The sequence below is a fragment of the Acetobacter sp. genome, from assembly GCF_022483985.1.
In the GTDB taxonomy this organism is placed as follows: Bacteria; Pseudomonadota; Alphaproteobacteria; order Acetobacterales; family Acetobacteraceae; genus Acetobacter.
The window spans coordinates 118,316-141,847 of sequence record NZ_JAKVME010000002.1 but is presented as its reverse complement, the minus strand read 5'-3'; the positions used below and the strand labels follow the sequence as shown (position 1 = coordinate 141,847).

The 23,532-nt window shown below is 57.7% G+C and carries 21 protein-coding genes, 1 pseudogene and 1 riboswitch; of the genes and pseudogenes, 11 read left to right on the top strand and 11 right to left on the bottom strand.

The features are described from left to right. Window positions 1-11: 11 nt before the first annotated feature. From LKE90_RS12380 to holA, 4 genes are all read left to right on the top strand, one after another. Window positions 12-527, top strand: coding sequence for a DUF3576 domain-containing protein (locus tag LKE90_RS12380; protein ID WP_407066106.1), 516 nt, complete (start codon window positions 12-14; stop codon window positions 525-527). 113 nt (window positions 528-640) lie between these two features. Then, window positions 641-3,268, top strand: a complete 2,628-nt coding sequence (leuS, locus tag LKE90_RS12375; RefSeq protein WP_291494359.1) for a leucine--tRNA ligase — start codon at window positions 641-643, stop codon at window positions 3,266-3,268. Then, window positions 3,268-3,966 (top strand): LPS assembly lipoprotein LptE, encoded by a 699-nt coding sequence (locus tag LKE90_RS12370; protein WP_291494399.1) that lies wholly within the window; start codon window positions 3,268-3,270, stop codon window positions 3,964-3,966. The genes leuS and LKE90_RS12370 overlap by 1 nt, the downstream gene beginning before the upstream one ends. A gap of 75 nt (window positions 3,967-4,041) precedes the next feature. Then, entirely contained in the window at window positions 4,042-5,055 is a 1,014-nt protein-coding gene (holA, locus tag LKE90_RS12365; protein ID WP_291494401.1) for a DNA polymerase III subunit delta, read from the top strand. A gap of 169 nt (window positions 5,056-5,224) precedes the next feature. Here holA and scpB read toward each other — a convergent pair whose 3' ends face one another. From scpB to LKE90_RS12340, 5 genes are all read right to left on the bottom strand, one after another. Beyond that, a complete protein-coding gene (scpB, locus tag LKE90_RS12360; protein WP_291494402.1) occupies window positions 5,225-5,953 on the bottom strand; it encodes an SMC-Scp complex subunit ScpB in 729 nt (242 codons plus the stop codon). A gap of 191 nt (window positions 5,954-6,144) precedes the next feature. After that, on the bottom strand, window positions 6,145-6,996 hold the full coding sequence (locus LKE90_RS12355) for a segregation and condensation protein A (protein ID WP_407066107.1): 852 nt from the start codon (window positions 6,994-6,996) through the stop codon (window positions 6,145-6,147). Between the two features lie 3 nt (window positions 6,997-6,999). Next, window positions 7,000-8,112 (bottom strand): SPOR domain-containing protein, encoded by a 1,113-nt coding sequence (locus tag LKE90_RS12350; protein ID WP_291494361.1) that lies wholly within the window; start codon window positions 8,110-8,112, stop codon window positions 7,000-7,002. Next, a complete protein-coding gene (gene argS / locus LKE90_RS12345; RefSeq protein ID WP_291494363.1) occupies window positions 8,109-9,896 on the bottom strand; it encodes an arginine--tRNA ligase in 1,788 nt (595 codons plus the stop codon). The genes LKE90_RS12350 and argS overlap by 4 nt, the downstream gene beginning before the upstream one ends. 126 nt (window positions 9,897-10,022) lie before the next feature. Further along, entirely contained in the window at window positions 10,023-10,964 is a 942-nt protein-coding gene (locus LKE90_RS12340) for a LysR family transcriptional regulator (protein WP_291494364.1), read from the bottom strand. Between the two features lie 198 nt (window positions 10,965-11,162). Here LKE90_RS12340 and LKE90_RS12335 point away from each other — a divergent pair, with 198 nt between their 5' ends. Next, window positions 11,163-11,606 (top strand): lipocalin-like domain-containing protein, encoded by a 444-nt coding sequence (locus tag LKE90_RS12335; RefSeq protein WP_291494365.1) that lies wholly within the window; start codon window positions 11,163-11,165, stop codon window positions 11,604-11,606. A gap of 181 nt (window positions 11,607-11,787) precedes the next feature. Here the strand turns inward: LKE90_RS12335 and LKE90_RS12330 are convergent, their stop codons facing one another. From LKE90_RS12330 to dcm, 3 genes are all read right to left on the bottom strand, one after another. Continuing rightward, window positions 11,788-12,879: a glycosyltransferase family 4 protein gene (locus LKE90_RS12330; RefSeq protein ID WP_291494367.1), complete on the bottom strand. Its 1,092-nt coding sequence runs from the start codon at window positions 12,877-12,879 to the stop codon at window positions 11,788-11,790. 651 nt (window positions 12,880-13,530) lie between these two features. After that, window positions 13,531-14,001: a very short patch repair endonuclease gene (locus tag LKE90_RS12325; protein WP_291494368.1), complete on the bottom strand. Its 471-nt coding sequence runs from the start codon at window positions 13,999-14,001 to the stop codon at window positions 13,531-13,533. Beyond that, entirely contained in the window at window positions 13,976-15,229 is a 1,254-nt protein-coding gene (gene dcm / locus LKE90_RS12320; protein WP_291494370.1) for a DNA (cytosine-5-)-methyltransferase, read from the bottom strand. The genes LKE90_RS12325 and dcm overlap by 26 nt, the downstream gene beginning before the upstream one ends. 442 nt (window positions 15,230-15,671) lie before the next feature. Between dcm and LKE90_RS12315 the strand changes: the two genes are divergently transcribed. Both LKE90_RS12315 and LKE90_RS12310 read left to right on the top strand, forming a co-directional pair. Further along, window positions 15,672-16,097: a hypothetical protein gene (locus tag LKE90_RS12315; protein WP_291494372.1), complete on the top strand. Its 426-nt coding sequence runs from the start codon at window positions 15,672-15,674 to the stop codon at window positions 16,095-16,097. After that, complete coding sequence (locus LKE90_RS12310) at window positions 16,097-16,384, top strand: MvaI/BcnI family restriction endonuclease (RefSeq protein ID WP_291494374.1); 288 nt, start codon at window positions 16,097-16,099, stop codon at window positions 16,382-16,384. The genes LKE90_RS12315 and LKE90_RS12310 overlap by 1 nt, the downstream gene beginning before the upstream one ends. 218 nt (window positions 16,385-16,602) lie before the next feature. Here LKE90_RS12310 and LKE90_RS12305 read toward each other — a convergent pair whose 3' ends face one another. From LKE90_RS12305 to LKE90_RS12295, 3 genes and pseudogenes are all read right to left on the bottom strand, one after another. Further along, on the bottom strand, window positions 16,603-17,394 hold the full coding sequence (locus LKE90_RS12305) for a DUF4365 domain-containing protein (protein WP_291494375.1): 792 nt from the start codon (window positions 17,392-17,394) through the stop codon (window positions 16,603-16,605). After that, the gene (locus tag LKE90_RS12300) at window positions 17,391-17,792 is read right to left on the bottom strand and encodes a DUF2840 domain-containing protein (protein ID WP_291494377.1); all 402 of its coding nucleotides are present in this window, start codon (window positions 17,790-17,792) and stop codon (window positions 17,391-17,393) included. The genes LKE90_RS12305 and LKE90_RS12300 overlap by 4 nt, the downstream gene beginning before the upstream one ends. Next, window positions 17,752-18,240, bottom strand: a pseudogene (locus tag LKE90_RS12295) (ParB/Srx family N-terminal domain-containing protein); the annotation flags it as partial. The pseudogene LKE90_RS12295 and the gene LKE90_RS12300, both read right to left, overlap by 41 nt. 428 nt (window positions 18,241-18,668) lie before the next feature. Between LKE90_RS12295 and LKE90_RS12290 the strand changes: the two are divergent. From LKE90_RS12290 to LKE90_RS12275, 4 genes are all read left to right on the top strand, one after another. Continuing rightward, window positions 18,669-20,282 (top strand): hypothetical protein, encoded by a 1,614-nt coding sequence (locus tag LKE90_RS12290; RefSeq protein WP_291494379.1) that lies wholly within the window; start codon window positions 18,669-18,671, stop codon window positions 20,280-20,282. A 476-nt stretch (window positions 20,283-20,758) separates the two neighbouring features. Continuing rightward, a riboswitch (Fluoride riboswitch) is annotated at window positions 20,759-20,836 on the top strand. 35 nt (window positions 20,837-20,871) lie between these two features. Further along, entirely contained in the window at window positions 20,872-22,266 is a 1,395-nt protein-coding gene (locus LKE90_RS12285; protein WP_291494381.1) for a voltage-gated chloride channel family protein, read from the top strand. Between the two features lie 3 nt (window positions 22,267-22,269). After that, the gene (locus LKE90_RS12280) at window positions 22,270-22,662 is read left to right on the top strand and encodes a hypothetical protein (protein ID WP_291494383.1); all 393 of its coding nucleotides are present in this window, start codon (window positions 22,270-22,272) and stop codon (window positions 22,660-22,662) included. 36 nt (window positions 22,663-22,698) lie between these two features. Beyond that, a complete protein-coding gene (locus LKE90_RS12275) occupies window positions 22,699-23,517 on the top strand; it encodes a universal stress protein (protein WP_291494385.1) in 819 nt (272 codons plus the stop codon). Window positions 23,518-23,532 lie beyond the last annotated feature (15 nt).

The following is a 23,532-nucleotide window of genomic DNA, read 5'->3' as shown; positions in this document are numbered from 1 at the left end:
TGCAACACCAAATGGCCACCACGCACGTTCGTCAGTCCTTGTCGCTACCCACCCGCATCGCTTTTCTGACGCCTGCAATGGCCCTGCTGCTCGGGCTGACCGCCTGCTCGGCTGGTGACAAGGCCAGTGATCTGACCGCCCCCCGGAACCAGCTTCTCAAGGAAGATCGCAGCGCTACGGGCGGTGACGACCAGTTGGGCGGCGGTGTGAACGCCTATCTGTGGCGTGGCGCGCTGGATACGCTGTCCTTCATGCCGATTTCCACGGCTGACGCTGTCGGCGGTTTCATCCTGACAGACTGGTACACCCCTCCCGCAGCCCACGGTGAACGCTTCAAGATCACGGCCTATGTGCTGGACAAGCGTCTCCGCTCCGACGCCCTGCGCGTGAGCGTGTTCCGTCAGGTCCGTGAAGGCGACGAGTGGGCCGACGTGCCGCCTGCCGCCAACACTTCCTCCGACATCACCTCCAAGATTCTTGCTCGGGCGCGTCAGCTTCGCGCCGATAACGGCAATAACGACAACTGATTACAGACGGTTGTCCGTTATCGCCGGGCTCTCCTGAGTCCGGCTTTTCCCTGTGGAACGCCCAGCCGGGCGCTCCTCCTCCATTCTTTCCGCCATTCTGGACCGATGCCATCATGACTGCCGACGATACCCCCGCAAGCTACGATTTCCGCTCGGTGGAGACCCGTTGGCAACAGGAATGGGACAGGAATGGCGTGTTCGCCGTCCCCGACGTGCCGCCTGCCGACAAGCCGAAATATTACGTACTGGAGATGTTCCCCTATCCGTCTGGGCAACTCCACATGGGCCATGTCCGTAACTACGCGCTTGGTGATGTCGTCGCGCGCTACAAGCGTGCCCGTGGTTTTTCCGTGCTGCATCCGATGGGCTGGGACGCCTTCGGCCTTCCCGCCGAGAACGCCGCCCGCGAGCGTGGCGTGCACCCCAAGGAATGGACGCTCGCCAATATCGCGGCGATGCGCGAGACACTGAAGCGCCTTGGCTTCTCCCTGAACTGGGACCGTGAGATCGCCACCTGCCTGCCGGATTATTACGGCAAGCAGCAGAAAATCTTTCTCGACTTCCTGAAAGCCGGTCTCGTTGACCGCCGTGAGTCGTGGGTCAACTGGGACCCGATCGACAACACGGTTCTGGCCAACGAGCAGGTCGTGGACGGCAAGGGCTGGCGCTCTGGCGCGCCCATCGAGAAGAAGAAGCTCTCGCAGTGGTTCCTGAAGATCACGCAGTTCGCGCCGGATCTGCTGGACAGCCTCAAGACGCTGGATCGCTGGCCTGAGCGTGTCCGCACCATGCAGGAACGCTGGATCGGACGTTCCGACGGCGCACGCCTGAGCTTCCCGCTGGCCCATCCACCTGCCGGTTACAACGAAGACCTGAATGCGGTCGAGGTGTTCACCACCCGTCCGGATACTCTGTTCGGCATGTCGTTCCTCGCCATCGCGGCGGATCACCCGCTGGCGGCGAAAGTGGCTGAGACCAACCCGGAAGCCGCTGAGTTCATCGCCGAATGTCGCCGTATGGGGACATCGGTGGAAGCCGTCGAGACCGCCGAGAAACGCGGGTTCGACACTGGCCTGAAGGTCAGCCACCCCTTCCTGCCGGACGCTACCTTCCCCGTCTGGATCGCGAATTTCGTGCTGATGGATTACGGCACCGGCGCCCTGTTCGGCTGCCCCTCCGGCGATCAGCGCGATCTCGACTTCGCCCACAAATACGGCCTGCCGGTCGTCCCCGTCGTTCTGCCTGCCGGCGAGACACAGGACAGCTTCGCCATCGCCGAGAAGGCGTGGACCGGCGACGGCACCATGATCAATTCAGGTTTCCTCGATGGCCTGACCACGGATGCAGCCCGTAAGGAAGCCATCCAGCGCCTTGAAGGACTCGGGGTCGGGACCGGTGTGGTGAACTGGCGTCTGCGCGACTGGGGCGTGTCCCGTCAGCGTTACTGGGGCTGCCCGATCCCCGTTATCCATTGCGAAAGCTGTGGCGCGGTCGCCGTGCCAGACGAGCAGCTTCCGGTCGAACTGCCGGAGGATGTGACGTTCGACCGTCCGGGCAATCCGCTGGATCATCATCCGACATGGAAGCATGTGAACTGCCCGCAATGCGGCAAACCCGCCACGCGCGAAACCGACACGTTCGACACGTTCGTGGACAGTTCGTGGTATTTCGCCCGCTTCACCGCGCCGCACGCCGCGACGCCGACCAACAAGGCGGCGGCTGACGGCTGGCTGGCCGTGGACCAGTATATCGGCGGCATCGAGCACGCGATCCTGCATCTGCTCTACGCCCGCTTCTTCACCAAGGCGATGAAGGCCACCGGCTATCTCGACGTTTCCGAACCGTTCTCCGGCCTGTTCACACAGGGTATGGTGAACCACGAGAGCTACAAGGACGCGAACGGTGCGTGGCTCTATCCGGAAGAGGTCATCCGGACCGGCGCGGGTGCGACGCACCACGAAACGGGCGAGCCGGTCACCATCGGTCGCATCGAGAAGATGTCGAAATCCAAGCGCAACACGGTCGCGCCGGTCGCCATCATCGACCGTTTCGGCGCGGATACGGCCCGCTGGTTCGTGCTGTCCGACAGCCCGCCGGAACGCGACATGGAATGGACCGAGGCCGGGGTCGCAGGGTCCGGCCGTTTCGTGCAGCGTCTGTTCCGCATTGTGAAGCAGGTGGCAGCAAGCTGCCCGGTCGATGCCGCGCCGTCTGTTGGTGACATGCCGGAAGCGGTCGATACGCTCCGTCGCACGACGCATCGCACCATCGTCGCCGTCACAGAAGCGCTTGAAGCCTTTACAATCAATGTCGCCGTCGCGCGTCTGCACGAACTGACCTCCGCTCTGGCCGACGCCGAGAAGAAAGCCGGAGAAGACGGCATGGCGTTCGCCCGCCGGGAAGCGGCCCGCACGCTCTGCCTGCTGACCGCACCGATGATGCCGCATCTGGCGGAAGAACTGTTCGCCACACTGGAGTCCGGCAAAGGGCTTGTGGTGGAACAGGCATGGCCGGAAGCGCTGCCGGAACTGCTGGCCGTGACCCGCGTACAGATGGCGGTGCAGATCATGGGCAAGCTGCGCGGCACGATCGAGGCCGAGCCGGACGAGGCGGCGGATGCGGTAATCGCCCGCGCCGAGGCTGAGCCGAACGTGGCACGGCTGCTGGAAGGCCAGAAGATCGTCAAGCGCATCCATGTGCCGAACCGCATCGTCAATTTCGTGGTGGCAAAGGCAGGATGATGACCGACCGCAGTTCTCTCTCCCGCTGGTTGCGCAGGCAGGCTGCTCCGGCCCTGCTTGGCCTCCCGCTCCTTTTGAGTGGCTGCGGCTTCCATGCGCTTTACGAGGATACGCGACAGCATCCCGGCGTCAGCGAGAAGATGAAGCGGGTCTATATCGCCAGTATCCCCGAGCGCTTTGGACAACTGACCCGTCTGGCGTTGCAGCAGGAATTTGCTGGCGCGGGGCCTGAAGATCCTGATGGCTATACCTTGCAGGTCAATCCCAGCCTCAACATCGAATCCATCGATGTGCATGAAGACAATACGACCGGACGGATGCGGGCTGTCGGACGGGCGCACTGGTCCCTCTACACGATGGAACAGTCGCCCCGCCTCCTCGCGGAAGGGGAAGCCACCACCATGGATGGCATGAACAACACGTTCGAACAGTATTTCACCCAGAACCTGAACATGGAAACGCTTCAGGCCCGCATCGCGAAAACACTGGCGGAAGGCGTCACGCAACAGGTTGCCATCTGGTTCGAGACACAGACAGCCGGTGCGTCCAGCAGCAAACCGCCAGCGGTGTTCTATCCCAACACCGACCTGATGCCACGTTCGGATACGGAGCAGCCTGTTGATCGGGCAGGTCCGGACGGTGTTCCGGCCATGGCCACCGGGCGTCTTGATCCCAACAATGACGACCCGACCAACTGATCCAATGCCAGACGACCGGACGTCACCTGAGCGGGTGAATGCGAGGCTTTCGTCGCCACGTCCCTTCCTGCCGTGGTGAAGATCGACGCCCGCTCGGTCGGCAAGGTGCTGGGCGCGCCCGACAACTGGCGCTTTGTGCTCCTGCACGGTGACGATAGTGGCCTTATCCGGGAACATGCGGCTGCCATGACACGTCAGGCCGCAGGTTCGCTGGACGATCCGTTCCGGGTCTCCCTGCTTGCCCGCGATGATCATCCCCGGTTTGAGGAAGAGGCGACCGCGCTGTCCCTTGATGGCGGTCGCCGGGTTGTCTGGGTGCGGGAAGCGACGGACGGACTGGCCGCCGCCGTCACATCCGTTCTCGACAGTCCGGCCAACAGCCTGATCATTCTGGAAGCCGGGGCCCTGCCCGCCCGGGGCAAGCTCCGCAAGCTGGCGGAAACCCGGCCGGATTCCGCCTCGATCGGTTGTTATCCGGAAGAAGGCCGGGCGCTGGAAGGATCAGTCCGCCGGATGCTGGAAGAACGGCACGTCCGGATCAGCAACGAAGCGCTGGCCTGGCTGGCCGGACGACTTGGAGCCGACCGGGCCGGGGTTCGCAATGAAGTGGAGAAACTGGCGCTCTACGCCGGAGAAAACGGCGAACTGCATCTCGACGATCTGATGCTCTGCATTGGCGATTCCGGATCAGCCTCGGTTGATGACGCCGTTTTCCTCGCCATGGAAGGCGACAAGGCGGGCGCTGATCTCGCACTGGAACGAGCCTTGTCGGAGGGCGCGAACCCGGTGGCGGTGGCGCGTGTCCTGCTCAGCCACATCGGACGGCTGCGCCGGGTGAAGGCCGAGCTCGAACGTGGACAGAGCCGGGTGGAAGCGATGAAAACGCTCCGCCCCCCTGTCTTTTTCAAGAAGCAGCAGTCCTTCGAACGGGCGCTGGATGTCTGGTCGCTTCCGGCCCTGCTTGATCTGGCCAGCCGGACACAGGCGTTCGAATTCGCCTGCAAACAGACTGGCTCAATGGATATCCTGCTGTGCCGTCGTCATCTGGCCGCCATCGCCGTGAAAGCCTCGCTTGGCCGCCGACGCTGATCTTTGCAGAGGTCGATGCGGGCGCTGTCCGCACCCGGAAGGGACCGTATGCCCCTTCATCCCGATTTATGGATAACAAACGGTTTCCAAAGGCGCACCTTTGGCGGGGTCCGAGGCAGCGCCCCGTCAATCTCCCCGGCAAACAGATCAGGCAGAAGGGCCGTTGGTATCAGTCTTCTGCGAGACCGATGGAAAAGTCCGCCGAAACGTCGTCTGAAGACGCTTCCTCTTCGACAATAACGCCCTCCGCCTCCTCGACCGGCATCGGACGAGGCGCCAGAAGATCGACTGTGTTTTCCGCCGGGTGTCGTGGTGATGTCGGCATGTCGCCCATCAGCTCTTCCCGGCGTGGCAGGTCATTGAGACTTTTCAGGCCGAAATGGCGCAGGAAATCGGGCGTTGTGCCCCACAACACCGGGCGTCCCGGCACTTCCTTGCGGCCACGCGGCGCAATCAGCGATTCCTCGATCAGCGTATCCAGCGTGTTCTGATTGACGCTGACACCCCGGATTTCCTCGATTTCGGCACGGGTGCAGGGCTGATGGTAGGCAATGATCGCCAGCGTCTCCATGGTCGCGCGCTGAAGACGCCGCGGCTTTGGCATGACCCGTGTCAGCCGGGGAGCGAGATCGGCGGCGGTGCGGAACTGCCAGCCTCCGGCGACTTCCACCGGCACGACGCCACGCCCTTCATAACGGGTCTCAAGGATCGTCACCACAGCCCGGACATAAGCCCCGATGTCATCAACCGCATCAGGGATCAGTCCCTGTCCTTCGAGCAGTCCCAGAATGGCGCGGGCGCTCACGGGATCGGTGCTGGCGAAAATCATCGCCTCCACAAGGCGAACCGCTTCGTCAGACGGCGTTATGGGAGTCGCAGACTGGCTTTCGTCCTGCATGAATGCAGCGATCACGGCAGCTTCTTTATCCATGAATCCGTTGGTTTCAGGAGAAAGATTTTCTCCTGAAGCGCTCTCTTCCGTCAGCACATGGTCCTGAACAGGAACCGTCCGCTCTGCCAGGTGCTGGCTTTCAGAAAGCGTTTCAGGCGAAGCGACGTTGTCCTCATCCGGTGGCTGCACGGTATCATTCATGCCTCTTCCCCCTGCGGCCTGAGCATGATCCGCCCGAACGCCTCGTCCTGTTTCAATTCCAGCATACCGCTCTTGGCCAGTTCCAGCCCCGCGATCAGCGTTCCGGCCATGGCCGCGCGGCGGATACGCACCCCTTCGACCTCGTCAGTGCCATCAGGCAGGTCCGGCATGAAATCATCCAGCGCGTTCCAGCCGGGGGGCGTACTGCCCAGCAGCTTGCGTAGGCGGGCCAGCGCGTCCTGCACGGACCAGAACCGGATGGTACGCGGCGTGTAGACCCGGTGTCGCGCCGAACGACGGATGACCGCCATATAGGCCCGCATCAGTTGCGGCACATCGAGCGCCAGACCGGACCGGTCGATCTCCACAAGCGTCTCGCTCGCGCCACGCGAGAAAACATCGCGTCCAAGCTGAGGGCGGGCCGCCATCCACTCCGCCGCCGCCCCGATCCGGGCCAGCTCTTCCAGCCGCGCCGCGAGAAGTTCCGCCGCGTCCTCGGCTTCCTCGTCGGGACCATCTTCCGGCGGGAGGAGCAGGCGTGATTTCAGCCACGCCAGCCATGCCGCCATCACCAGCCAGTCGGCGGCCAGTTCCAGACGGATCGATCGGGCGGATTCCACGACGGCGAGGTATTGTTCGACAAGCTGAAGGATCGAGATTCTGGCCAGATCGACCTTCTGCGCCCGCGCAAGATCAAGCAGCAGATCAAGCGGCCCCTCGAATCCCTCCAGATGCAGCAGGGGAGACCGAAGTTCTCCCCCCTCCTGTTGCGTCTCCGCTGCTCCGTCACCGGTTTCCGGGCTGCTCACGCCACGGGCTCCGCAGTCAGACGCATCTCCCAGACACATCCCTCAGGGGCGCAGGACGTTGCAGGCATGTCCGTGTTCGCGCAGGCTGTCACAGAACGCCCTTGCGGACGCGACACTGTCGAACCCCCGGGTACGCAGGCGATAGAAAACCGCGTTGGTGTGAGTCACCTTCTCGATCACCGGAGAGCGTCCGGCGAACAGGTCGGGTGAAACGCTCCTGATCCTGTCCCATTCCTTGAGGGCCGCGTCCTGCGAGTTGAGAGCAGCAAGCTGGACACCGTAAGGCCCGGACGTCACGGCAGGCACGACACGGGTCGCCTTCGACGCTTCAGATTTCTCCACGGTTGGCTTTGCTTCAGCGCTGGTGGATTTGGTGGGTGGCGCAACCGGCTTTCTCGTTTCCGGCGCAGCTTCCTCAATCGCGCCGTTCGCGGCCTCTGAAGCTGGCGCTTCCTTGTCAGCTACGGAAGAGCTGGCTGTGCTGTCCTCGCTTGGCAGCGCAGCGCCGGGAGGCGTTTTCTCCGGGTCGACCGGCGTGCTGGATTCTTCCTGTGCAGAAGACTGCCCGCTCCCGGCGGTCTCACTGGCAGCAGTTGCCCTGTCTTCCGGCTGGGCGGCGTCTTTCGAAGGTCCATCTTTCGGGGGCACGTCTTTTGATGCCCCGTCTTTTGATGCTGCGTCTTTCGGCGTTCCTTCTTTGATCGCGTCCTCTTTCGCCGCCGCGCCATAACGCGCCGCCAGCGCTGCCGGGTCAGGCTGCTCGGGAGACGGCGCAAGATGTGTCGCGCCCTGCTGTTCCGTCTCCATCGGCGGCGGCATCATGTCATTGAGTTCCATCCCGCCCGGATCGAGAGGCTTCTCACGAATGGGCTCGGGAGGCGGTCCAAAGACGGGAATACCGCTCTGATGATGCCCGATCAGCGACCAGCCCCCCACACCGACAAGCAGCAGGGCGCCAAGCCCCACCGCGCCATAGGTCAGCGCGCGGGTTGTCCTGTCGGCTGGCAGAAGCGAGGCGAGCGCAAATGTCTTTGTGCTCCGGTCCCGACGTCGGGCCGGTGCGACGTCATCATCATAATCCGTCGCCATGCGCTCACGGGCGCGGCTGAGACGGTCTTCATGCGGGTTGGGTGGTGGTGAATCGGTCTCGGTCATCGCATTTCCTCGACGGGCTCGACACCCATGACAGCCAGACCGGAGCGGATGGCCATGGCCGTCGCCGCTACCAGCGCCACACGGGCCAGTGTTCCTTCACGGTCGTTTTCCTGCAGGAAGCGCAGGGTTGTCTCATCGCGACCCCGGTTCCACAGCGCGTGGAAGTCGGCGGCAAGATCGCCCAGATAGAAGGCGATGCGATGCGGCTCACGAGCCGCCGCCGCGCCCTCGACCGTACGAGGCCAGCTCGCGATCCGACGCAGCAGCGCAATCTCGGCATCGGCAGTGAGCGTCTTGAGAGACGCCGTTTCCAGCGCGGCCGATGTGACGGCATCCGCGCCGAGCATCTCCTCCGCAGCGCGCAGCACCGAGCGGCAGCGGGCATGGGCATACTGCACATAGAACACCGGATTGTCGCGGGTCTGCGCGACCACGGCGTCCAGATCGAACTCCATCTGCGCGTCGCTCTTGCGGGTCAGCATGGTAAAGCGCACGGCGTCCTTGCCAACTTCATCCAGCAGGTCACTCAGCGTCACGAAGGTTCCGGCGCGCTTGGACATACGGACCGGCTGGCCGTCGCGTACGATATGCACGATCTGGCACAGCGGCACCTCCAGCGGCACCCTGCCGTCGGTCAGCGCCTTCACTGCCGCCTTCATGCGGCTGACATAACCGCCGTGATCCGCGCCCAGCACGTCCACCAGCACCTGCTCGCCCCGCTCGACCTTGTCGAGATGATAGCCGATGTCGTTGGCGAAGTAGGTGTTGGTGCCATCCGATTTGCGGAGCGGACGGTCCACGTCGTCACCGAACTCCGTCGAGCGGAACAGGGTCTGCGGGCGGGCTTCCCAGTCGTCCGGCAGCTTGCCTTTGGGCGGCTCCAGCACGCCTTCATACAGCAGGCCCTTGTCTTCGAGCGCCTTGATGGCGCGGTCGGTAACGCCGTCCGCAAGCACCTTCGCTTCGGAGGTGAAGACATCATGCTTCACACCGAGTGTCAGCAGATCCTCGCGAATACCGTCCATCATGCGGGCGACGGCGAAATCCTTGACCAGCGCAAACCATTTCTCGGCAGGAGCAGGCTTTGCGCCATCTTCTGCGAGCGAAGCGCCGTGCGTCTCGGCCAAAGCCTGCCCGATGGGGATCAGATACTCGCCCTGATATTGCAGACCATTCGGAGTGATGGCGTTGAACGCCTCGGCATCCAGCGTCGAGCCTATCGCCTGAAGGTAACGCCAGTAGGTGGCCCAGGCCAACGCCGCGACCTGATTGCCCGCGTCGTTGATATAGAATTCCTTGGTGACGGCGTAGCCAGCCTTGTCCAGCAGGTTGGCCAGAGCGTCGCCGACGACCGCACCGCGGCAGTGACCGACATGGATCGGGCCAGTCGGATTGCAGGAAACGTATTCGACATTGACCTTCGTACCCGTCCCGATCTGCGAGTCACCAAAGGCCTCGCCAGCTTTCAGCACGGAGGGAATAACGTTCTGCAGAACGGAATGGTTGAGGGTGATGTTGACGAAGCCAGGACCAGCAGCCTCGGCGGAGGCGATACCCTCGACACCGAGCAAGGATGTTGCGATATCGGCGGCGATATCGGCAGGCTTGCGGCGGGCAGGCTTGGCGGCGATCAACGCCGCGTTGGTTGCCATATCGCCATGAGCGACGTCGCGTGTCGGGGTCAGTTCCACTCGGGCAAGAAGATCCTCGCCGATATCCGGCACGATGCGACGCAGAACATCCAGTACATGTGCGCGGTAACGTTGGAACAGACAGTCAGACATGCGTGCGGGCTCCCCCCTTATTGTGTTTGGCGTGCGTTGAGGCCGCGTCTTTCGATACAGCGGATGCCGTCATACAGCGCAATGACGGGAAACGCGACTGCGGCAGAATCGAAAGGGTGACGCGTTTCAGCCTCTCTGATCGGTTGCCAGTTCATCGCCGAACCCACCTGCGTCACGGAAAAACTCCCGCAGCAGTTCCAGAAAGGCCCGCACATTGGCGTTGGACTGCTGACGCGGCAGCATGACGGCGTAGAGATCGACTTTCTCACCATAAAAATCCGGCAGAATTCGGACCAGTCGTCCGCTGGCGATGTCCCGATAAACGTCACTGAGCAGCTTATAGGCGATTCCCCGTCCGGAGACCGCCCAGTCGTGGATAATCTCACAGTTGGTGCTGGAGAGCTTCGGGTTCACCGTCACCACATGCTTCTCGTTCTCGTTGCCCACGGCCCATTTGTTGAGAACGGTCATTGTCTTCTGCCGCCTGATACACAGACATTCATGAGTGGTGAGATCATCCGGCATTTGCGGCGTTGGCCGATTCTCGAAGTAGGAGGGAGAAGCGCAGAGCACCCGCCGCGTGGTGGCCAGAAGCGTGACGATCGAGCCGGGCGTGTCGGGCAGACCAAGACGGATATTGATATCCAGAAGACCGTCGCCGGGATCGTGTATGCCTTCACTGGCCAACACGAGACTGACCTGAAGTTTGGGGTAACGTTCGCTGAAGGCCTCGATAAACGGGGCGATCTGTCGTCGCCCCAGCTCCATCGGCGCCCCGACGATCAGACTGCCCTGCGGCTCGCTGCTGGATGAGGCGATTTCATTTTCAAGCGTGTCGATGTCGGCGACAATCACCAGCGCCCGCTCATAATAGACCTGTCCGGCCTCGCTGAGACGAAAGACGCGTGTGGTTCTGATGATGAGCGTCACGCCGAGTCGGGCTTCAATATTGGCCAGTCTTCGGGAGATGACCGCCGGTGATGTGCCCACGGCACGCGCGGCAGCCGTTATGCTTCCAGCATCGACGAGGTTGATGAAAAATCTCAGATCGCTGGCTTCACCCTGCATGTCACTGGTCCATTGTTGTGTCAGATGAAAAAGCGTTTTGTTTTTAAGGCTGCTACCGGATCACCATTTCTTGAGCGCATACTCCGCTCAAATCAGAGGAGTTATGACGTGAATATCGCTCAGGAGAAAAGTCCCAGAACGGCAGATATCCGGTATGCCGCGACAGACGCTAGCGTTTCGGATGAAAAAAACAAACATTTGTCTGAGCTGGTTGGCGAAGACCTCAAAAAGGCCCTGCTCGGCACATGGCAGCTCGTTTCCTATCAGGTCGAGCTTCAGGAAACCGGAGAATTCATCAACGCGATGGGCGCCACACCACGTGGCCGCGTCATCTTCACCGCCGATAACTGGGTGGCCTTCAATCTGGAAGGCAGCAACCGCGCACCGGCAGAGACAGAAGACGACCATATGGCGCTTCTGAACACGCTGGTTGCCTATATCGGGCGTTACCGTATTGAAGGGAACCAGTGGGTCACCACGGTAGAGACCGCCTGGGCACCACAATGGGTCGGCACCGAACAGCGCCGCACTGTAACGGTGGAAGGCGAGTTCGCCAGCGTCATCACGCCGTGGCGGAAAATGCCGAACTGGGGTGGTGGCAGGATGTCGCGCAGCATCATCCGTTTTCGCCGGGCTCATTAACGGTCAGATCGGCAACCGCAGAAGCAAGATTGAAACGTGACGCGGGAATGTCGACGAGACCCGACCTCACACGCCACTGGGGTTCAGGGCTCCTGCCTCTGTAGTGATGGCTCTCTCATTTTAAGAGATACGTCACTACACGCTGGCTGACAGTCTCCAGAAGGTGGAGGCGACCTCCACCTCAAGCACGAACAAGCTCTTTGCTGATTTTTTCGAGAATGAGAGCACCGTTTTTCTGAAACGTCTCTGGGCCGTAAAGTGTCCTCACCTCATGCATGGCCTGCTTTCCCATACGTTCAAGAACGGAAGGGTCGGAAAAGATTTTTTCAAGGCTGGCGCATATCATTTCAGGCAAAGCCTCTGTCAGGACAAACCCGGTTTCATGCTCACGCACGCTTTTCTGAAGCTCGCCGACCGGGGTGGCCATGACAGGAAGGCCTGCCGCCATGGCTTCGTGCGCCGCCAGACACATTCCCTCAAATAATGACGGCTGAAGATATAGGTGCAGATTCCCGAGGAAAGCTGCCGTATCCTGTTTGGATAAAAGGCCAAGCAGAGACACTTCTCTCTGCATATCATGGCGATTGATCATGCTCTGAAGTTCATTTCTCTGATGCCCTTCGCCGACGATTGCCAGACACACACGTTCCGCCCTGGCCGGGTTTCTTTCTCTGAAGAGACGCAACCCTTCCAATAAGACGAAATAATTCTTTTGCTCGGCCAGCCTGCCAATGCTGCCCAGCCGCAGCACTCCATCACCCTTCCAGTATTCAGGCACCATGACCGAAACATCGCAGCAATAAAGCGGCCACGTCATGATACGGCTTTTCTGCACACCCACATCGGTTTCCAGAAAGCGTGCGACAGTAGCGGAATCTGCTATCCACAATTCTGAAAAATTCTGAATAGCTTTTGTATAGGAACGGACAGTCGCGCTATGTTTCCAACTCACAACAGGGACGCCTGTCAGTTTACCAGCAATCTGGCCAACGAAAGTAGCTGCGCTTAAGGAAGTCCAGATAACGTCCGGCCTTGATTTACGCACCATCTGAACGAGGCTGATGATATTTCTTATCTTGCTGCGTTTTCGATTGGCCATAACTGTATAGGAAAGTCCGGCTTCATCGAGACGGCACGCTCCCAGCATGTCACGCGCTTCACAGCTAACGATCTCGACGCTATGCCCAAGGCGCTGAAACACTTCAACAATTTTTGGAATAACGAACTGAGTCCCGCCATTTTCAAGGCTCGTAATTAGATAAAGAATTTTCAAATTGAAATGTAACCTTTTGGTGGGGCTCAGGACAGTTCCTTACTATCCCCACGAACGCATGGAAATAATATCGATCAATCCGTCTTATATATTTAATTGAATATTTTACAATTATGTCTACGCCACTGAACGACACACGGCATGAAACTTTCATCGGACACGAACGCATAAAGCCGCCCTTCCTGACGAATTAACATACTGATTATATTGTATAAATTCTGGTTGCGGGGACACGCAAGCACCGATGCCCACATTCACTTCAAACAGCAATATAATTGTACAATATCAAATTCCTAATGAGGCAAGCCATGAAAGGCTCATGGTTAATTTTCACCCAACTAGAGCCTCCCATTGAGAAAACGACAGTTGATGGGAAAACGCCTCATCTGCAACCGTTGAGCCCGATCGGTCGCCTGCTGATCATAACTAGCGAGCGCCGTGAAGAGAGAGGGTCGGGCTGAATTGGACCACGTTGAGGCGGACCAATCGGGAGGTGCGACTGATCGATCGCGGCCCTAGTGAGACAAGCATCTGACGGATAGAGCCATTCAGTTCGTGCTGATTGGATCTTTCCGGATGGGTTTCAACCTCGGTCAGTCTTTTTACCACGCCCCCTTCAAACTGATCCGAAAGCTGTCCCCGTCTCACCAGTTACTGTCCTCTGATTTCAAGGTCGGATGCATCCGATTTCAGCCATTCTGAACAGACTTCAAGGATGTTTTCCATGGAAAGACGTCCTTTCCCCCGCATCGTGCATTCCCATACGGTTCCCACGCGCCAGCCAGCATCATGCAAAGCTAGCTCCGTCCGCACATCAACAGCCCTGTTCCGGTCAATTTTCGTCCGCCAGAATTCTGTCCGGCTGCCGGGAAGACGGAAAAGATGACAGTCATGTCCATGCCAGAAGCAGCCATGTACCAGAATGACAGCATGGTATTTCGGGAAAACCAAATCAGGGGTTCCGGGCAGTTTCCTGTCATGCAGCCTGAACCTGAAACCAAGAGCATGCAGCCCCCGCCGCAGCATCATCTCGGGTTTTGTGTCTTTCCCCCGGATGCCGGACATCATCCGGCTGCGCTGTTCCGGTGAAACGATATCAGGCAACAGCCATGCTCTGATCATGAGCAGGTCTCATGCCTGAAGTCCCGTCTCTGCTGTCCCGACACTCCCGTGCCAGGGCCGAGCGTATATGGGGCTTCATGGCATTGGCCAGAAACTCGATAACCGGAACCACAACCGCATTTCCGAACTGGCGATAGGCCTGCGTATCTGAAACGCCGATACGGAACCGCCTGTCACCACGATCAAAACCCATAAGACGCGCACACTCCAGTGGCGTGAGACGACGTGGCCGTTTACCCTCCTGCCGGATCAGGATTTCGGACCCGTCCTTGAAATAACGGGCGGAGAGTGTCCGTGCGACATCATCCAGTCCGCACAGTCCGAAGCCGAAACCGTTACCCGCAGCAGCATGTTTGGCCTTGTAATTCTGAAGATAATTCCACAGATGTTCCGTAAGGGTATATTTTGGCTCCACCTCTGCATGCGGCAGAAGGATTGAGTTCAGTCTCGGGCCTTTTTCCACCGGTGGCACAACCAGAGATTTCAGATCAAAATCTGTTTTTTCCCTGAATCCAACAATAAAAATACGCTCACGTTTCTGTGGCACCCATGATGCAGCGCTGATCACGCGCGTCTGCACATGATAACCAAGCTCTTCCTCGAGAACGTGCATGATGGTGGCAAAAGTACGCCCCCTGTCGTGCCGTTCAAGGTTTTTGACATTTTCCAGAAGAAAGGCTGCCGGCCGGTGATGGGCAATGATTCTGGCTGTATCGAAAAACAGGGTTCCTTGCGTATCACACAGGAAGCCATGAGGTCGCCCCAACGAATTCTTCTTGGAAACCCCTGCGATTGAAAACGGCTGACAGGGGAAACCTGCCAGCAGGATATCATGTTCCGGAATCAGGGAGGGATCCTCCGCAAACGGACGGATATCACCACTGATCTCGTGATTGTCCGGATAGTTCAGGGCATAGGTCTGCCGTGAGAACCTGTCCCATTCGGATGTAAAGACACATCGACCGCCGATTTCCTCAAAACCGATCCGCAGACCGCCTATACCGGCAAACAGATCGATAAAACGGAAATCGACCCTGTCTTTCTCTTTTGCCCGGAGGCGTTCATCGGCAATGCGGCGCAGGAAATTGAGAGCCGTCCGGCTCGCCGTGCCGGGGGTATTCTCATAACGGTACACCGTCCGCTCCCCCAACCCCAGCTCTTCAGCCGCCTGATGCAGCGTAAGGCCCGCCCTATCACGCAGCAGGCTGAAATCGGTCCGCGATGGCATGGGCATTCTTTCAGATCAGGATCGCACGAGGTTTATCTCTGCCCTGATGGCAGAATCTGTCCCCGAAAGCAACCCATGTTCCTTATATGTTCCAAATGCGGCAACACGGTACCAAGCATCCATCAGATATGTTGGCAGGATGTCGGCATGCCCGCCGCGTTCTGCATACTGGACGTGTCACGGTTTAGTTCCGGACCATTGGTTATCTGTTAAGCGGCGTTGGCTGTCCACGCGGAAGGATTTCTGGCGGACGAAGATCGAGCGGAATATGGAAAATGATAGCCGCGCAATCCGGGCCCTGCCGGCCTCTGGCTAGCGGGTCGCCACGGTTTGGGAATGTGCACTAAAGGGCCGGACCCGGCCCGACTTTTCCGAGGCTATGCAGCACTTGGTCGCCTAGATAAGATCGGCGGAGAAGACTATGACTGTTAGGGGCGGATAATTGGTCGCATCACTGGAGCAACTTTTAGATCTGATGCGCTACTATGGCGCTCATCGTATTTATGCAAAACATTTGTCGTCCAATGATAACTCGAAGAACCAAGTATATCTGGGTGGTGGTTTTGCAGCACTGAATGTCATTCCGCATGGCGAAGTCTACACTGACGCTTCTGAAAAGGCCGGCAGCGTGCGCGACCGCGCTAAGGCCGATGTCGAATTTTACTGGGTCAATGAAGAAGGCAGGCACCGCGCACCCGACGCAAACCTGATCCTCTATCCCAAATATCCCGAAGTGAGGATGTCCGGCTTTCTAAAGGGCTGCAAGGGGGCACCTTCAAAGCTCCTCACCGTTCGCGATGAGGGACGAGTTATGTTCTGGTCAGTGCGACCGACGCTGTTGCTGCGTCGTGGACTTTCAAGAGCCTGATGGCACACTGGAACCGGAAGCATGCGCAGGCGGCCTACGTGCCCTCCTTATCCCGAACATCGCCGCCGGAATATAGCTACGGGGCACAGGTTCTCCTTTGCGAGCAGACCGATTTTCTGCTGTTCCTCAAGGCTTTTTCGACGGGGACGGTGTATTATGACCCGGCTGTTAAAATCGAAAAGGCTTCGTCGGCAAAGCCGGACATCAAGCGGCGCAGTCAATTCCGGGTCGCTCATGCCGGTCTGACCCAGCTTTATCAGAAGAATGAAACTGTCCTCCTTTACTGAATAATAATTCCGGAAAAATTCGCGACTGTTGGTTTGGCAGGTTCAAGCTTGATGCAGCAAGATTGGATCATTACTAAGGCGCAATAACCTTCTTCTCTTGCACGTCATTGCCAGCATGATGGGGCGCTACGGGTAAACAATGGGCCAGCACTGCCATACGGCTGGCATCGTCCAAGCCGTCGATCCATCGCCACAGCGCATCCTCATCATCCGGTAGATCATGCTTCCAGCCCTCGTTGCGCTGGCGCAGCGCATGCGCAGACACCCGCTTCCAGCTCCAGCGCGAGGGCTGTTTCGATCAGAGGGACGCCGACCTCCAGCAGTTCGGCAGTGCTGGTCAGCAGTTCCCCGATCTTCGCCTTCTCGTCGTCCGCAATGGCAGAATAGGCGTTGCCGATCGTGTAGTGCAGACTCCCCGGCATATGGCCGCCAGCACTGAGCCGGAGTTGAAAAAATGCGATGGCATCTTCTATACGCTTTGGAAGTTGGCTTCGGCCTGCCATACCAAGATTGATCTCGGACATGTACGCAATGCCCATGAAATCGTGATCGACCCCGAGCGCGGCGGCAAACCGGTCAAAGCTCGCGCTGATCACATCATCGGCGTTCGTGTCGTAAAGCTGCTGTAAGAGCATTGCGGCCTGGCGTGGATCCGTTGGGACATGCACCTCCGGCACGGACTCGAGGATCGTCCTAGGGAGGTCGTTGGGATTTGCGGAGATTTGCACGATCCGACGGTCGCGCAAGGACCTTGCTCCCGACTGTGCCAGTTCAGCCACCTGACACAGACGATCGAGTGTCATTTCTTCCTTGAAAGAGATCGTGACCGACCGCTGTTCGGTCCAGACTTGCCCGCCATGTTCATACTGGCGAAGGACACTGTCAACGAGGCAAATACGTAGTGAATCCGTCGGCAGATGATAGCAGGCGTAGAAGCTGTACGGCTGCATTAGTAAATAATTCAGGTTGCTGCGATCGACCGAGATGCTCAGCGATCCATCAGCATTCAAGGCCCGCTCCGTTCATGTCCGGCAGTGATGCGATGGTGGAGATGCCGCCAGTATTCGGGCGCCGCGTCCGCCGGGTCGAGACCCAGTGCCTCAATGGCGTCGACCGCCCGGAGCACATGTTCGACCCTCGGCCAGCTATCGACACGCAGGAGGATTTCCCCGCCAGGACGCACGAACGGCAAAGTCTGGAACACTTCGCCAGCCCTGACCGCGCGCACGATATCCAGCCGGGAGACGGTGATACCGAGGTCATTGGACGCCCAGCGCACGAAGGCGAAAACACTTCCTGGCGCAAAGCTGGAAATGCGACGGCGGTCATCAAGGATCTGCTCGTCACTGCAATGCCCGAAGCGCAGCCAGTGTTCGATGCGCCTGTTTAACCACGGCCGGAGCGACAAAGAACGCGGCGGCGATTTCCTCCTCGGACATGCCTTTCTCAAGCATGTCACGGAAGGCGCGGAACTGGTCCAGCGGATGCAGGGCCACGCGCTGGACATTCTCGGCCAGGGAATCATCCTCGGCGAGAATGGCCGACCCGGCCTCGCGCACGACGCACGGCACCGGTGCAGTCTTCGCCAGTTTTTTCTGCTTCACCAGCAGTTCGAGCGCACGGAAGCGCCGTCCGCCAGCGGGCACTTCATAGGTGCCGATCTCGGTCCCTTCGTCATTCAAAACGGGACGGACATTCAGGCTCTGCAGCAGCCCGCGGCGTTCGATGTCGCGGGCCAGTTCCTCGATCGACAGGCCGGACTTCACACGCCGCACGTTGGACTGGGACAGCACCAGCTGGTTGAAGGGGATGTCACGGGACGAACTCAGGCTGATTTTGGGAATAGTGGTCGCCATGGCGAAAACTCCATGACGGGCGGACAGGAGACTCTCTCCCATCCTCTTAACCCGTCACGAAAATTCGCGCAGCCCTCTGACTCTGAAGGCCCCGGACGCACCCGAAATCCGCAGCCCTTTCCCGGCAGGAAACGACGGCAATGGGGGGATAAGAGAAGGTCTGCTGTTAGAGAGATAACGTAGACAAGCCGCCGTTCGTGCCTCCAAAATTCACGACAACTTTGTATCCAATGCCGCCGAATCAATCGCCACAGTCGAACTGTCTGAACACTGTTTTACATCATCGGCACTACTTTTCAGGAAAATAGGTTCCCAACAATTATGAAATGATTCATAGCGAGATCGAGTGCTCTCTGGATATTAGGGTCAAATTATTGCCTAATTTATATACCCACGATAATATGAAATCTTAAGATTTTGGTTTTCACTTGGGTGTAAAAGAAATGGATTTTAATCGAATTATTTATCCCGAGCGTGCGGAATATTTGAATGAGGGCACGTTCAGATCCTACAAAATATTCCTGAACCATTGGCAAACTTTATCAACGAAATTAAAATCAAATTTCGAAGAAGCACTTCTCCGTAGAGTAAGTAAGACACTTATTGTGTTTGGGGAGCAGAGTAGCGGAAAGACTCTTTTTGCCAATAAAATCACTCAAGATTTTATAAAAACATCGCAAGTATCTCAAGGTACTACAATTGATTATGATGAAGGAAACATTTGGCATCAAATTGTTTCTGGGTTCGGAAAAAATGTCAATCTGATACGTGAAAATACTACAAATTCAGCACTCATACAGATTGAAGATGACTCTAACTGGGTGAATAAAGTAAAGGAATTCTGCAAACATAATTCCAGTAGAACGTGCCTAATTATTGCTGATAATTGCGAAAGAGACTATTTCGTCCAAGGTATACGTGGAATGACAGACGAACAGTTTCTTCAAATTGGCCGGACACAAGAGATGATAGTGGCGTCCGCTCAACGCTTTGTTGCTCTATGTCGTACAGAATTACGTGGTGCTGTAATTGTCATGTTTACCAATGACGATATTTTTGCTTTAGCGTTCCAAGAAGAAGTTAATAAACAACACAAGGGGCTAGTTGAAACAACACAGATGCCCATGCCAGGAGCTCGTGAGAAAGAAACCGTTGTCCGAGTCAATACCAACCGTCTTAATCCATTTTCCTACTGGTATTGCTTAGATCGTGCTGGCGTCCCCGAAAAAAAGAATGTGTTTCATACAATATTAAGTGCAAAAGGATTCAAGGAAGTATTTGAAGCAGTAGATCAGGCCATTCAAAAGGCATCACCAACAAGAATTGGACGACCTCCCAAGAAGTGTCTATTAACACTTTTCGTTCTAACAAACCGCGACGATATAAGGGGTCTCGTCGATTCATTAGAACTGGGAGAGGTGGAGCACAATGTTAACGAGAATCAATTTATTGATGTTGTAACGTTTAAAGATGGATGGACGGATCTTTTTGATGTGGGTGACCAAAGAAAAGCAAGCTTACTCAAGTCGGAATGGAATTTCAGAATTGTTGTCGCTGGGAACCCGTTCACCTCGCTTCTATTGTCTAAACAGTCACCAGAGAATGCAAAAGCCATCATAGAGAAGTCTCTTAAGTATCACGGCCCTGGTACCCAAATTACAACTCTTGATACATATCGAGCCGAGTTCGATGGTTTGGTGACGATTTGCGGTAGAACCCCTTACATTCCGTTGGAGCAGTTCTGGGCCGCAGGGCAGCCTCGTTCATCGCAATACGAGCAGGCACTTAGAGAGATTTTTCCTGGCTACAATACCAACAGTACGGGCTTTCTCTCTTATCGTCCTGACCTAGTTATAGAACCTTATAACGTATGCGAATTGTCTCTAAGTCCTAACGATAATGACAGTTCAATCAACCTAGCAATAAAGCGAAAGTCATTAGTATGCGAATTCACCGCATCGAAGGACCTTACGTTGCCCTCGCTACAAACCTACTTGAACCGAAAGCTTTCAAACTATGTCGAGATTCTAGAGGAACAGTAGGTATAACCACTATCTCACTGGGGACAAGCGATTTATACTTACGAATTCGTCATCTAATTATTTTAAACTCTTAAACAGAGGTTTCTCCCTCGCTGCTGTTGCCGGGTTCCAGCGGTGGGGATTCTTATACCAACTGTTGACTGCTCGAACTCATAAGGGGATATGGGTGTTGCTGCCAATGTGGAGAACCAATAGGTTCGCGTTATTGATATGGATTTCAGCAAACAACGGTTGGTATTACTTTAGACGTCGATATCTCGCGCGCGACAGCTCACAGGCAGACAGGGAGTTTTTGGCTCAAGCGGCCACACAAATCGCAAACTTGCGATGTCTGCTTTGCAAAAGGGTTGTACAAAGTTGCCGTGGTCCGACACGAGGGCGGAAGCGGAATGTCTGGGCCTATTCGTCAAGCTATCAAAATTTCTTTTCCACTGACAGACTTATCATTGACATGAGGCGACAGATAAGTCGTAGTATCGCTTAACGGCAATGGACTCTGCCTGACTTCCTCTGGAAGTCGAACCGCCTGAAGGGCTGATGACTCCTACCTCGCCGTAATGGCACGTGAGGGAGGAGTGTGTTCAGGGTCATGGGTCGTTTTCCGCTGTTTCAGAATTCCATCGTAGTAAATATTCTCGCCGTTCTGCGCTGGAGCGGGCTTTTGCTGCCTATGGCAGCCTGCGTCGGCACGTTATGCGCCGTCTTCCTCTGGGCGCTCGATCATGTCACCGACTATCGCTTCGCCCATCCCGGCCTGCTGTGGTTCCTGCCGGTGGCGGGTGTAGCTGTTGGGTTGGCGTATCACTGGTTCGGGCGTTCCGCCGAAGGGGGTAACAATCTGATCGTCGATCAGATCCATGAACCGGGTGGCGGTGTGCCGCTGCGCATGGCGCCCCTTGTCCTGATCGCCACCGTCATCAGCCACCTGTTCGGAGCCTCGGTGGGCCGCGAGGGAACAGCCGTTCAGATCGGCGGCAGTATCGCATCCGGGTTTGCCCGCCTGTTCCGTCTGGACGACAGTGCAGTCCGCATCATCCTGATGGCCGGGATTGCGGCAGGATTTGGCGCGGTCTTTGGAACACCCGTCGCAGGTGCCGTGTTCGCCATGGAGGTGCTGAGTATCGGTCGTATTGACTACCGTGCCCTTGTTCCGGTCGCGGCAGCCGCAATCCTCGCGGATATGGTGTGTCATGCCTGGGGCATTCATCACGTCCCTTACAAGGTCGCGTTTGCCGGTTATCCTGATCTTTCCGGCCAGATCTTTCATACGGATCCGGTGCTTCTGCTGAAGGTCGGTGTGGCATCCGTCTGCTTCGGCCTGACCAGCCTGCTGTTTGCAGAGTCCGTTCACCGCCTCAGCCCGGTTTTCCGCACGCTTTGCCCCATTGCCTGGCTGCGTCCCGCCATTGGCGGCGTACTGACCATCGCGCTCGTCTTCATCGCCGGAACACGGGACTATCTCGGCTTCGGTGTGGTGGCAGCCACCCCGGATGGCGCTTCAATTCTCAATTTCTTCCATCCGGGTGACTATACGTGGAGCTGGTTGTGGAAACTTGTCTTCACGGCCGCCGCCCTGTCGACCGGCTTCAAGGGCGGGGAAGTCACGCCCCTTTTCTTCATTGGCGCCGGTCTGGGCCATACGCTGTCCACCCTTCTCGGCGTGCCGACCGATCTTCTCGCGGCTGTCGGATTTGTCGCTGTTTTCGCGGGAGCGGCCAACACCCCTCTGGCCTGTACCTTCATGGGGGTCGAGCTGTTTGGCGCCACGGACGTCATTTACCTCGCGACGGGCTGTTTCATTGCCTATCTCTGCTCCGGTCATTCCGGGATCTACCTTTCCCAGCGCATCGGCGTTCCAAAGGCCGCACATCCCTACATTACGGCGGGCATGGCGCTCCGGCAGGCCCGTGGCTTCATCGGGCGGCGGGTCCGGAAAACCGGCACCCAGACCTCCTCTGACCCAGCAACACAAACCGGAAAATAAGCCATGCACGAGACGCCCACCCTACTGACAGAACCTGCCGGTATTCTCCGGATTTTCATGACGTCCGCATCACGGGCGCAAAGCGGACAACAGAAACCTTTTGCCCGCCTGTTCCAGCGCCGTCCTCTCTATCGTGACATCGTCCATGCGGCCCGTGCAGCAGGCTTCACCTGCTCGAATGCCCACTTTGCACATTACGGCTTCTGGAGAAGTGGGGAAATCCAGCAGACACTGGGGGAAATCCCCAATACGCTTCTGTCGGTCTATGTCGATATTCTGGGCGACCATGAGCAGCTTCAGGCATTTTGCCTCTCCCACGAGGCACTGCTGAGAGATACGTCGCTTTATTTCAAACCCGCTGAATCCTGGCATTTCGCCACACAGTCAACGCCCTGACAGAGAACGCAACACCATCATTTCAGGAGGAAGACCATGCGTATTCTTGCCATCCTCGATCGCATCGAAACAGCGACCTATACCCTTGAAACTGCCGGGGAACTGGCCGCACGCCTTGGCCATCCACCGATCAGGGTTCTCCATCCGGAACTTCAGGACAATCCCGATTATCAGACGCCTGATGAGGGAATGCCCAGCCCTGAAGAAGAAAGACGTTTCGCGCAGGAAGTCTCCGCAAAATCGGATGCTCTGCGCGATATCTTCCAGAAATGGAAAGCCGGACTCACCGGCGGGCAGGCTGCCGAATGGATCGAAATCGCAGGGGATATCCGCAAAACCGTCGCGCGTGAGGCCATGAATGCTGATATGACCGTTCTCAGCCGTCCACGTTCGTCAGACCCCGAGGCGGTCTCACAGGCGTTCAGCGGGGCGTTATATGACGCGGGCGCCACGGTGGTCGTGGCACCGCTTCAGCATCATGAGACCGTTGGGGGGCATCCGGTGATCGCCTGGCATCCGTCCTCAGCACTTGAGCGGGCCATGGCCGCTGCTCAGCCCTTTCTGGACCGGGCGTCCCATGTCAGCATTGTAATCGGCGAGGATCGTGAAAACGAGGTAGCGGAGCCGCCCATCGCGGAAGAACTCCGGAAAAAAGGTGTGACTGTCAGCATTGATCGCTTTGTCATTGCCTCATCCGACGTGGGAGAAGAAATCCGACAGCACGCCCTGAAGGCCGGAGGCGATCTGCTGGTCATGGGGGCTTATAGCCGCCCCCATTTCATCGAGTGGCTGTTTGGCGGGCCGACGCAGGATATCCTGTCACACACCACGCTTCCTATCCTGACCCATCATTGACCGCAGGTAAGATAC

What these genes read in the sequence shown, in the direction of transcription:
- LKE90_RS12380 (WP_407066106.1), top strand. Translation starts at nt 12, where the DNA reads ATGGCCACCACGCACGTTCGTCAGTCCTTGTCGCTACCCACCCGCATC.
- leuS (WP_291494359.1), top strand. Translation starts at nt 641, where the DNA reads ATGACTGCCGACGATACCCCCGCAAGCTACGATTTCCGCTCGGTGGAG.
- LKE90_RS12370 (WP_291494399.1), top strand. Translation starts at nt 3,268, where the DNA reads ATGACCGACCGCAGTTCTCTCTCCCGCTGGTTGCGCAGGCAGGCTGCT.
- scpB (WP_291494402.1), bottom strand. Translation starts at nt 5,953, where the DNA reads ATGCAGGACGAAAGCCAGTCTGCGACTCCCATAACGCCGTCTGACGAA.
- LKE90_RS12355 (WP_407066107.1), bottom strand. Translation starts at nt 6,996, where the DNA reads ATGTGTCTGGGAGATGCGTCTGACTGCGGAGCCCGTGGCGTGAGCAGC.
- LKE90_RS12350 (WP_291494361.1), bottom strand. Translation starts at nt 8,112, where the DNA reads ATGACCGAGACCGATTCACCACCACCCAACCCGCATGAAGACCGTCTC.
- argS (WP_291494363.1), bottom strand. Translation starts at nt 9,896, where the DNA reads ATGTCTGACTGTCTGTTCCAACGTTACCGCGCACATGTACTGGATGTT.
- LKE90_RS12340 (WP_291494364.1), bottom strand. Translation starts at nt 10,964, where the DNA reads ATGCAGGGTGAAGCCAGCGATCTGAGATTTTTCATCAACCTCGTCGAT.
- LKE90_RS12325 (WP_291494368.1), bottom strand. Translation starts at nt 14,001, where the DNA reads ATGATCAGAGCATGGCTGTTGCCTGATATCGTTTCACCGGAACAGCGC.
- dcm (WP_291494370.1), bottom strand. Translation starts at nt 15,229, where the DNA reads ATGCCATCGCGGACCGATTTCAGCCTGCTGCGTGATAGGGCGGGCCTT.
- LKE90_RS12310 (WP_291494374.1), top strand. Translation starts at nt 16,097, where the DNA reads ATGGCACACTGGAACCGGAAGCATGCGCAGGCGGCCTACGTGCCCTCC.
- LKE90_RS12285 (WP_291494381.1), top strand. Translation starts at nt 20,872, where the DNA reads ATGGGTCGTTTTCCGCTGTTTCAGAATTCCATCGTAGTAAATATTCTC.
- LKE90_RS12280 (WP_291494383.1), top strand. Translation starts at nt 22,270, where the DNA reads ATGCACGAGACGCCCACCCTACTGACAGAACCTGCCGGTATTCTCCGG.
- LKE90_RS12275 (WP_291494385.1), top strand. Translation starts at nt 22,699, where the DNA reads ATGCGTATTCTTGCCATCCTCGATCGCATCGAAACAGCGACCTATACC.